1 protein-coding gene is annotated in these 1,473 nt (G+C 70.0%); it reads right to left on the bottom strand.

Annotated features, from left to right (window positions below):
- Positions 1–6 precede the first annotated feature (6 nt).
- Entirely contained in the window at positions 7–1,299 is a 1,293-nt protein-coding gene (locus tag ACFU6K_RS38870) for a hypothetical protein (RefSeq protein ID WP_380671367.1), read from the bottom strand.
- Positions 1,300–1,473: the final 174 nt, after the last annotated feature.

Below are 1,473 nucleotides of genomic sequence, written 5' to 3'. Positions count from 1 at the left end.
GTAGGGCTACGCCCGGGCGGGGGCGGTCGTCCCGGCGATCTCCTTGTTGTCCTGGAAGGTCAGGCCGGCCTCGTTGTAGAAGCGGGCCCGCTCCTCCGGGATGCCGAGCCCGGCGAGCTCCTTGAGCTGGGCGGCGGTCAGCGGGACGGCGGGCGGGAGGTCCTCCGGGTCCTCGTCGCCGAAGCCGCCCCCGGCGTCCGCGGCGGCCAGGCCGATCACCGTGTCCATCAGCTGGTCGCCGGTCACCTTGACGGCGTCGGCCGGGGCCTGGACGTTCGGGGCCGCCTGGCTGAAGGCGAGCTTCACCGGGAAGGTGAGGCCCGGCTCCACCTTGTCGGCCAGCTGGGCGAGGTCGAAGGTGGCGGAGGAGAAGGCGCCGTCCTTCAGGTAGAGGTCGACGCCGACCTTGCGGTCCGGCACGTCGCTCGGGGCCTGGTCCGGGAAGTCGCCCAGCTGCTTGGGGAACTTGGCGGACAGCGGCTTGACGGCCTTGTACATCTCGTCCACCAGCTGCCGGGCCGGGGCGCTCACCCAGAGGTGCTCGGTGCCGTCCTTCCTGCCCTTGTCCTCGTACGTGACGGTGCGGCCGATCACGTCCTTGATCGAGCCGAGCAGCTGGTTCTGGAGCTCCGGGTCGAGGGTGGGAGCGGCGCTCGGGGCGGCCTTCTTACCGTCGGACTCCTTCGCCTTGTCCGCGAGCGACTGGAGGTCGAAGGAGACCCACTTGCCGGCCAGCACGTCCCCGACCGGCTTCAGCTGCTCGGGCAGCCCCGTGCGCAGCTCGTCCACGACGGACGGGTCCTGGCCGACCAGCTTCACCAGGCCCTTGGCGTCGGCGTGCAGGTACGCGGTGGCATCGACCTGACGGTACTCCAGCAGCGCGGTGCCGCTGCGGTCGGCGAGGACGTAGGAGATGCGCACCGACTTGTCGAGCGCCAGGTCGGTGTTCCTGTCGGCCTTGCCGGCGTTCTTGAAGGCCTCGATCTCCTTGAGCGGCTTGTCGGCGGAGACGGCGACGGAGACGGAGAGGCCGGAGATCGCCTTGGCGGTCTTCTCGTCCATGTCGCCCTCGCCCCGGGCGGCACCGATCATGCCCTTGCCGCCCTTGTGCTCGCCGGAGTTGGCGAACGCGGCGACCTGCTCGGGGGTGGCGTCGACGGAGAGGGTGAAGCCGGCCGACTTGCCGTCGCGGACCTTGTCGAAGGCCTTCGACACCTTCTGCGCGGCGGACAGCTGCTGGACGGTGCCGCAGGCGGTGAGGCCGGTGGCGAGCACGGAGGCGGTGACGGCGACGGGCACGGCCCCACGGGCGGCCTTGCGGATGGCGGTGTTGATGGTGCGACTCCTGTTGATCGGGCCCGCTCGGTGAGGCGGACCGTTCCCTCCCCTGTGACGCACAACGCCACAGCGCCCACACAGGTGATCACATTTTCGGCAAGAGGTCATTCGATTATTTGGCGGGGTCTTTAACCA

This window comes from Kitasatospora sp. NPDC057512, assembly GCF_042802135.1.
Taxonomy (GTDB): domain Bacteria; phylum Actinomycetota; class Actinomycetes; order Streptomycetales; family Streptomycetaceae; genus Kitasatospora.
The sequence above is the reverse complement of the archived record's forward strand: the minus strand, read 5'-3'. Positions and strand labels throughout refer to the sequence as shown.